Below are 8,105 nucleotides of genomic sequence, written 5' to 3'. Positions count from 1 at the left end.
TTCTACTACGGGGGGGGGGTGTGCCCGCCCGCCCCGGTTCCCCCCCCCCCATCCCGCCCGGGGGCCCGCCCCCCCCCCCCCCGGGCGGGGCCGCCCGTCCGCGTCGGTCCCGCGGGGCTGCCGCGCTCGCCGGACCAGGCGGTCCGGCAGCGTGAGAACGGGCACATTTTGCCCGATATGGCAGGTATCTCCTTCATGCTGGTCACTGGTCTGGCGCGTTTCAGGTTCTCGGGTGGGGTGCCAGGCGCCCCTTCGACGTACCAGAACCACCGCTCACCAGAACCACCGCCACCGGGAGAGACATGCGACGTGACAACCGCCGGACGCCCCGCAACCTGCGGATCGCCCTGACCTTGGCGGGCGGGGCCGCCGTACTCGGTTTCGGCGGCCTCTACGCCACCGCCCTGGTCGTGACCGGCGACTCCGTCGCCGACGGCACGCACGTCAACGGTGTCGACATCGGCGGAATGAGCCGCACGGAGGCCACGGAGGCCCTGGACCGCGCGCTCGGCCCGGCAGCGACCGCCCCCCTGGAACTGCGGATCGGCGACCGGACGGAGCGGATCGCCCCCGCCTCCTTCGGCCTGTCCCTCGACACCAAGGCCACCGTCGACCAGGCCGCGAACACCGGATCCGACCCGTTCACCGTCATCGGGCGCCTCTTCGCCCCGACCCGGGAACGCGCCGTCGAGCCCGTGACCCGCATGGACGACGCCAAGAGCGCCGCCGCGGTCGACCGCCTCGCCGCCGGCGACCGCAAGCCCCGCGACGGCGACATCGCCTTCAGCGACGGCAAACCGCGGGTCACCCAGCCCGTCACCGGCGTCGCACTGCGCACCGAGGGCGTGACTAGGGCCGTGAGCGCCGCCTACCTGAAGCCGCAGGCCGATCCCGTCGTCCTCCCCGTCGTCCGGACGGACCCGGCCATAGGACGCCAGGAGACCGATCGCGCGGTGCGGGAGTTCGCCGCGCCCGCGATGTCCGGACCGGTCACCCTCAACCTCGCCGGCAAGCCGATATCCATATCCCCGGCCGTGCTCGGCAGCCACCTGGACGTCGCGGCCGACCAGGGCCGCCTCAAGCCCCGGCTCGACGCCAAATCCCTGCTGGCCGACCCCGCGGTCGCCCGCCAGGTGGACGCCGTCACCCCCGAGCCGCGCAACGCCACGTTCCGGCTCGACGCCTCCGACCGGGCGGTCCTCGCGTCCGACGGCCGCACAGGGACCAAGGTCACGGACAAGGCCCTCGGCGCGGCCGTCGAACCGCTGCTGACCCGCACCGGCGCCGCCGCCCGCACCGCCGAACTCAGCGGGACCCCGATCCACCCGGCCCTGACGGCCGAGGACGCGCAGCGTCTGGGGATCAAGGAGAAGATGTCGTCCTTCACGGTGAACTTCCCCGCCGCGCCCTACCGCACCACCAACATCGGCCGGGCCGTGGACCTGATCAACGGCTCCGTCGTCATGCCCGGCGAGACCTGGAGCTTCAACAAGACGGTCGGCGAACGCACCAAGGAGAACGGGTTCGTCGACGGGATCATGATCAATGACGGCCAGTACGTGAAGTCGCCCGGCGGCGGCGTCTCGGCCGTCGCCACGACCATGTACAACGCCCTGTTCTTCGCCGGCGTGAAGCCGCTGGAGCACGGCGCCCACTCCTTCTACATCGAGCGCTACCCCGAAGGCCGCGAGGCCACCGTCGCCTGGGGCACGCTCGACCTGCGCTGGAAGAACGACTCCGGCCACGCGATCTACATCCAGGCCCGGTCCACCGACACCTCCCTGACCATCAGCTTCCTCGGCACGAAGAAGTACGACGAGATACGCGCCACCCAGGGCCCGCGCACCGCGATCACGCCCCCGGGCAAGCGCACCGGCACCGGCCCCACCTGTGAGGTGCAGACCCCGCTGGAGGGCTTCGACATCGCCGTCGACCGGGTCTTCGTCAAGGGTGGCCAGGAGGCCAAGCGGGAGACGTACAAGACGCACTACACCCCGCGCGACGAGGTCACCTGCACCCCGCAGAGCCCCGCGCCCTCGGGCGCGCCGACCGCGCCGACGACACCGTCGGGCCCGTCCGCCCCGGCGGCTCCGGCGACCGCGCAGGCGGGCGCGTCCTCCGGCGCGAACGAGCCGCGCGGAACCTGACGCGAACTCATCCCATCCAGACCCACCGGCTGCATCGAATTACTTGTGTCACATCACTCACTGCTCTCACTGGGGTGAGGGCGAGGAGGTGGGATCCATGACCGTTCCCATCCGTGTCAGACACATGGCGGTGGCCGTGGCCTCGACCGGCGTACTCGTCGGCGGCGCGGCGCTCGGAGCAGCGGCTCCCGCGATGGCCGCGCCGGCCGCGACGCAGACCGTCGCGGCTTCCGTCACCGGGGACCGCGGCAAGCAGTGCGTCTGGAAGAAGGCCCACTGGGAGAAGCGGTGGGTCAAGGGCCACTGGGAGAAGCGCTGGGTCAAGGACCACTGGAAGCACGACAACGGGAACGGCAACGGACACGACAACTGGAACGGCAACGGCAACGGCAACGGGAACGGACACGACAACTGGAACGGCAACGGGAACGGCAACTGGGACCGCGACCGGGACCAGGGCCGGGACCAGGACCGCGACCGGGGCCGGGACCAGGACCAAGGCCAGGGCCAGGGCCAGGGCCACGGCGACTCATGGCGTGGCGGCCAGGGCCACTGGAAGTGGGAGTACGTCCCCGGCCACTGGGACAAGGACTGGGTCAAGGGGCACTGGGACTGCTCGTACAAGCACCGCTGGTAGCTGCTTCTCCCGCACGACGGATGGTTGACGAGGGCCCGCGCCGCGGGCCCTCGTCGCTCTTTTCCCCCGGCCCTCCGGATGCGCCCGGTCTCCAACGGTGATGGGATCGGAAGCCGGTGCACCGGAAGGAGCACGGGACTTCTGATGGCGGACAGGACGGACAGGACCGAAAGGGCGGAAAGCCCGGACGACGTGAGCGACGGCCCGGCCGATGGGCCGGACGAGCTGCTCCTGCGGGTGGCCCAGGGCGACGGCGAGGCCTTCGCCCCCCTCTACGACGCCCTGTGCGGCCCCGTGATGGGGCTGGTCTGCCGGGTCCTGCGGGACGAGGACCAGGCGGCGGAGGTGACCCAGGAGGTGATGATCGAGGTGTGGCGCACCGCCGGCCGGTTCCGCCCGGAACTCGGCACCGCGAAGGCCTGGGTGATGGTGCTGGCCCACCGCCGGGCCGTGGACCGCGTGCGTTCCGCACAGGCACGTGGCGCGCGCGAGGAGAAGGCGGCCCTCCTCGACCGGATGCCCGCCTTCGACGAGGTGGCGGACGAGGTCGAGGGCAGGGAGGAGTACCGGCAGGTACGACGCTGCCTGGACGGTCTGACCGCCCCCCAGCGGGAGGCGGTCAGGATGGCCTTCTACGAGGGGATGACCTACCGGGAGGTGGCCCGCTCGCTGGAGTCGCCCGAGGGCACGGTCAAATCGAGGCTCCGCGACGGACTGCACCGGCTGCGCGACTGTCTGGAGGCATCCCGATGAGCATCGCGCCCGACCCTCACGCCCCCCTCGGCGCGTACCTCCTGCACGCCATGCCGCCCGACGAGGAAGCCGCCTTCGCACGACACCTGGCCGGCTGCGTGTCCTGCCGCCGCGAAGCGGCCACGCTGACCCCCGTCGTCGCCGACCTGAGCGGCACGCCCCCGATGTCGCCCCCCGCCGACCTGCGCCGCACGGTCCTGGAACGGATCGCGGACACCCCCCAGGAGCCCGCCCTGCCGCCGGTCGTCGTGCCGCCCCCGGCACCCGTCGCCGCGCACGTCCCGGGCGCCGCCCGGCAGGGGAACCGCTCGGGGGCCCGTCCGGGCCGGCGCGGACGCTGGGTCCTCGCGGCGTGTCTGGCCGCGGCGGTCGGCTTCGGAGGCATCGCCCTGTGGCAGCACCAGGAGGCCGTGCAGGCACGTGGCAGCCTCATCGAGTCCACCCGCCGAACCGGCCCCGTGAAGGAACTCGCCGAAGTGCTCGCCGCCCCCGACGCGAAGGTCAGTGCCGCGCGGTTCGAAGACGGCGCCACCGGATGCGTGATCGTCTCCCGCAGTGAGAGCAAGGCCGCCTTCATCGCCTCGGGGTTGCCGAAACTTCCCGATGGCCAGGTGTACAAGCTCTGGTACGACGACGCGGGCACCACGCGCGCGGCCGGCACCCTGCGGGGCGGCGGCAACTGGCACGTCAAACTTCTGGACGGGCCCGTCGACCAGGCGACCTCCGTCGGCGTCACGGTCGAATCGGCCGCCGGTTCCGTGAGCCCGACCACCGCACCGGTCGGTGTGATCGACATCCCGGCCTGAGAGGCCTGAGAGGCCTGAGGGGTCTGAGAGGTCTGAGGGGTCAGAGGGGTCTGAGTACCTGGAGGGCCTGAGGCGCCTGACAGGGCTGCGGCGCCTGACGGGTCTGCGGCGCCTGAGACCCACCGCGGCCCGCCGCCCGGAGCGTCCGCGCGCACACCCGATACTGATCTTCATGGACGCCACGGCCACCGCCACCACCCTGGAACGGATATCCGGACACCGGAGCCGGTTCGACGCGCACTTCGAGCGGTACTTCGACACCCTCGGAGAACGGCTCGACACCCCGCCGCTGAGCCGCTTCACCCCTCGCTGTCTGGAACTCCTGAGGGACCTGTCCCTGCGCGGCGGCAAGCGCCTGCGCGTCGTGCTCCTCCACGAGGCGGCCCGGCTGGTCACCACCGACGAGGTGCCGGGCCTGACCGAGGCCGCGCTGAGCATCGAACTGTTGCAGACCCACGGACTCGTCCACGACGACATCATCGACGAAGCGCCCCTGCGTCGCGGCGGACCCTCCACCCACCAGGCCTACCGCGACGAGTTCCCCGACCACGCCTCCACCGCCCTCGGCCTGGCCGTGCTCGCCGGGGACCTCGCGGCGTTCCTCTCCATGCAGGTCCTGCTGGAGGCCGACGTCCCCGCCGAACTCCGCCAGAGCCTCCTGGGGGTACACCTGCGAACCGCCGCCGAGACGGTCGTCGGACAGATCGTGGACCTGGAGCGGGACACCCACGCGCGGCCCGAAGAGGAGTTCCTGCACACCGTCACCGACTTCAAGAGCGCCCGCTACTCCCTCCTCGCGCCACTGACCATGGGGCTGCTGGCCGCGGGCGAGGACCCGGCGCCGCACCACGAACGGCTGCACCGTTACGCACGCCTGGTGGGGATCGCCGAGCAGATGCGCGACGACCACCTCGACCTGTTCGGTGACGACGCGCGCGTCGGCAAGTCGACGGGGGCCGACATCCGCTCCGGCCGGCGCACCTACGCGGTCGCCGCCGTACTGGCCCACGCGACCGGCTCCGAGGCGGCCCTCGTGGAGGCCGCCCTCGGAGATCCGCACTGCACCGACGCCACGATCGCCCGGATCCGGGACATCGCCCGCCGCACCGGCGCCGACCGGTGGCTGCGCGACGAGATGCGTTCCCGCGCGCGGGCCGCCGCCGCCGAGGCCGCGTCCTGGGAGGAACACTGGCGACCGGAAGCCGTCGCCTTCTTCCGCACCCTGCCGATGTGGAGCATGGACCGGACGGGCTGACCCCCACCCCCGTCCGTCCGTTCGGCGGCGTCGGCCCCGCCTCCAGGGGGTCCCTCCCGTCACCCGACCGCCCGGCCCCGCTGGCACACCGGGCCCGGGCCCGGCTTGCTGGATCCATGAGAACGGGACCACCGGGCACGAGCCCGACACACGGCCTGAGCACCCCGCGTGCCGCGGGCGTGGCGGGGATCGTCTTCGCCCTGCTGCTGGCGACGGCGATCGTGCTCGCCCGGACCGCCCTGCCCGGCGGGGCCGGCGGCGACGACGTCGCCGTCACCTCGGGCCAACGGAGCGCCATCACCACGGCGGTGGAACTCGTGCCGTTCGCCGGCATCGCCTTCCTCTGGTTCATGGGCGCCCTGCGCGCGCACACCGGCGATTCCGAGGACCGGTTCGTCGCCACCGCCTTCCTGGGCAGCGGCCTGGTCTTCGTCGCCTCGCTGTTCGGGGCCGCCGCGGCCGCCGGGACGGTCCTGGAAGCCACCCAGCCCCAGGACTTCGGCCGCCACTTCGCGTACACCCTGCTCACGACGTACGCGATGCGGATGGCCGCCGTCTTCGTCTTCGCCACCTCGACCATGGGGCGCAAGCTCGGGGTGTTCCCGCGCCCGCTGACCCTGCTCGGCTACGTCGTCGGCCTGGTCCTGCTGGTGTTCGGCTCCACCCTGCCGTGGGCCGAGATGGTCTTCCCGGCCTGGTCCCTGCTCGTCAGCGCGTACATCCTGCGGGCGGGCCGCCGCCGCCCCGCGTGAGACAACCCGGCCCGTCACCCCAATGGCCTTCCGGGCGCGCCGTCGCCGGCATCGGCGCGCACGCTGGATCCGGTAGCCGCGGGGGTCACCGAAAGGACCGCACCTTGTTGAGGCTTGTCGTCGACCTGAACCGGTGCCAGGGGTACGCCCAGTGCGCATTCCTCGCGCCCGACGTCTTCGCGATGCACGGGGACGAAGGACTGCTCTACGACCCGGAGGCCGAGTCCGCACAGCGCGAGCGCGTGGCCCAGGCCGTCGCCGCCTGCCCCGTGCAGGCGATCCTCGTGGACGAGATGGACATGGCCGCCGCCGGGCGGACCGCCGCGAGCGGGGAGGCCCACCATGCCTGACGGGTCCCTGGACCGGCTGAAGCGCGAGGGGCGGATCGTCGTCGTGGGCGCGTCGCTGGCCGGTCTGCGCGCCGCCGAGACGCTCCGGGACAAGGGCTTCGAAGGCACGCTCACGATGATCGGCGACGAGCCGTACGAGCCGTACGACCGGCCGCCTCTGTCCAAGCAGGTCCTGCTCGGCAAGGCCACCGCCGAGCACACCGCGCTGCCCCGCCGACGCGAGATCGACGCCGAGTGGCGGCTCGGCGTCCCGGCCGCCGGCCTCGACATGGCGGCCCGGCGCGTCAAGCTCGCCGACGGCGACGAGGTGCCCTACGACCGGCTGATGATCGCCACCGGCGTCCGCGCCCGGCCCTGGCCGAACGAGGCAGAGGCCGAACTCGACGGGGTCTTCGTGCTCCGCACCCGCGACGACGGCGCGGGGCTGGCCCGCCGGCTCGACGCGGGCCCCAAGCGGGTCCTGGTCATCGGCGCCGGGTTCACCGGATCCGAGATCGCCTCCGCCTGCCGCGAGCGCGGCCTGGAGGTCACCGTCGCCGAACGCGGCGACGCCCCCCTCGTCGGCGCGCTCGGCGGGGTGATCGGCGCCGTGGCCGCCGAGATGCACCGGGAGAACGGCGTCGACCTGCGCACCGGCGTCATGGTCACACGGCTGGAGGGCGACGCGACCGGACGGGTCCGCGCCGCCCACTTCTCGGACGGCACCACCCTGGAGTGCGACGTCGTGGTCGTCTCCCTCGGCGCGCAGCGCAACACGGAGTGGCTGGCCGGCTCCGGCCTCGGAGCGGGCCCGCGCGGCATCGCCTGCGACGCCGGCTGCCGGGCCTTCGACATCCGGGGCATCGTCACCGACGACATCTTCGTCGCGGGTGACGTGGCCCGCTCCCCGCACCCGCTGTTCGGCTACCAGTTCCTGTCGCTGGAGCACTGGGGCAACGCCGTCGCCCAGGCCGAGACGGCCGCGCACAACATGCTCAGCGAGAGCAGCGACCGGCGCCCCCACATCTGGGTGCCGGCCTTCTGGTCCTCGCAGTTCGGGGTGAACATCAAGTCGGTCGGCGTGCCCTCCATGGGCACCGAGATCATGATCACCCAGGGTTCGCGCGCCGAGCGCCGCTTCACCGGCGTCTACGGCTACCAGGGACGCGTCATCGGCGCCGTCACCTTCGACAACTGCCGCTGGCTCCAGTTCTACGAGCAGCAGATCGAGGCCACCGCGCCCTTCCCGCCGCCGTTCCCCACGGTCGACCGGCGCTCCGACGGGCAGCGCCCGATCCCCGCCGACTTCCCCGACCCCTCCGTGCCCACGCACGGCCCCACCATCACCCTCAGCGGGTACTCGCCGGCCGACCGCCGGATGACCTTCACCCCCGCCGGGCACTGACCCGCACGCCCCCCGGAGGAC

Annotated in this window: 8 protein-coding genes; all 8 read left to right on the top strand. The window is 72.8% G+C overall.

Annotated elements, in window-relative coordinates; genetic code table 11:
• Positions 1-302: 302 nt before the first annotated feature.
• Complete coding sequence (locus ACFYW3_RS22715; RefSeq protein WP_389387107.1) at positions 303-2,147, top strand: VanW family protein; 1,845 nt, start codon at positions 303-305, stop codon at positions 2,145-2,147.
• 97 nt (positions 2,148-2,244) lie between these two features.
• Complete coding sequence (locus tag ACFYW3_RS22710) at positions 2,245-2,784, top strand: hypothetical protein (protein WP_389387106.1); 540 nt, start codon at positions 2,245-2,247, stop codon at positions 2,782-2,784.
• Between the two features lie 144 nt (positions 2,785-2,928).
• Positions 2,929-3,537, top strand: a complete 609-nt coding sequence (gene sigK, locus ACFYW3_RS22705) for an ECF RNA polymerase sigma factor SigK (RefSeq protein ID WP_351757906.1) — start codon at positions 2,929-2,931, stop codon at positions 3,535-3,537.
• Entirely contained in the window at positions 3,534-4,343 is an 810-nt protein-coding gene (locus ACFYW3_RS22700; RefSeq protein WP_351757904.1) for an anti-sigma factor, read from the top strand. Before sigK ends, ACFYW3_RS22700 begins: the two co-directional genes overlap by 4 nt.
• A gap of 172 nt (positions 4,344-4,515) precedes the next feature.
• A complete protein-coding gene (locus ACFYW3_RS22695) occupies positions 4,516-5,598 on the top strand; it encodes a polyprenyl synthetase family protein (RefSeq protein ID WP_389387105.1) in 1,083 nt (360 codons plus the stop codon).
• Between the two features lie 116 nt (positions 5,599-5,714).
• Positions 5,715-6,350, top strand: coding sequence for a hypothetical protein (locus ACFYW3_RS22690; RefSeq protein ID WP_351757899.1), 636 nt, complete (start codon positions 5,715-5,717; stop codon positions 6,348-6,350).
• 107 nt (positions 6,351-6,457) lie between these two features.
• Positions 6,458-6,700: a ferredoxin gene (locus ACFYW3_RS22685; protein WP_351758000.1), complete on the top strand. Its 243-nt coding sequence runs from the start codon at positions 6,458-6,460 to the stop codon at positions 6,698-6,700.
• Positions 6,693-8,084: an FAD-dependent oxidoreductase gene (locus ACFYW3_RS22680; protein WP_351757897.1), complete on the top strand. Its 1,392-nt coding sequence runs from the start codon at positions 6,693-6,695 to the stop codon at positions 8,082-8,084. Before ACFYW3_RS22685 ends, ACFYW3_RS22680 begins: the two co-directional genes overlap by 8 nt.
• Positions 8,085-8,105: the final 21 nt, after the last annotated feature.

The sequence above is a fragment of the Streptomyces sp. NPDC002602 genome, assembly GCF_042889445.1.
Lineage (GTDB): Bacteria > Actinomycetota > Actinomycetes > Streptomycetales > Streptomycetaceae > Streptomyces.
Note: the sequence above shows the minus strand (reverse complement) of the source record. Positions and strands in the feature narration are given on the sequence as shown.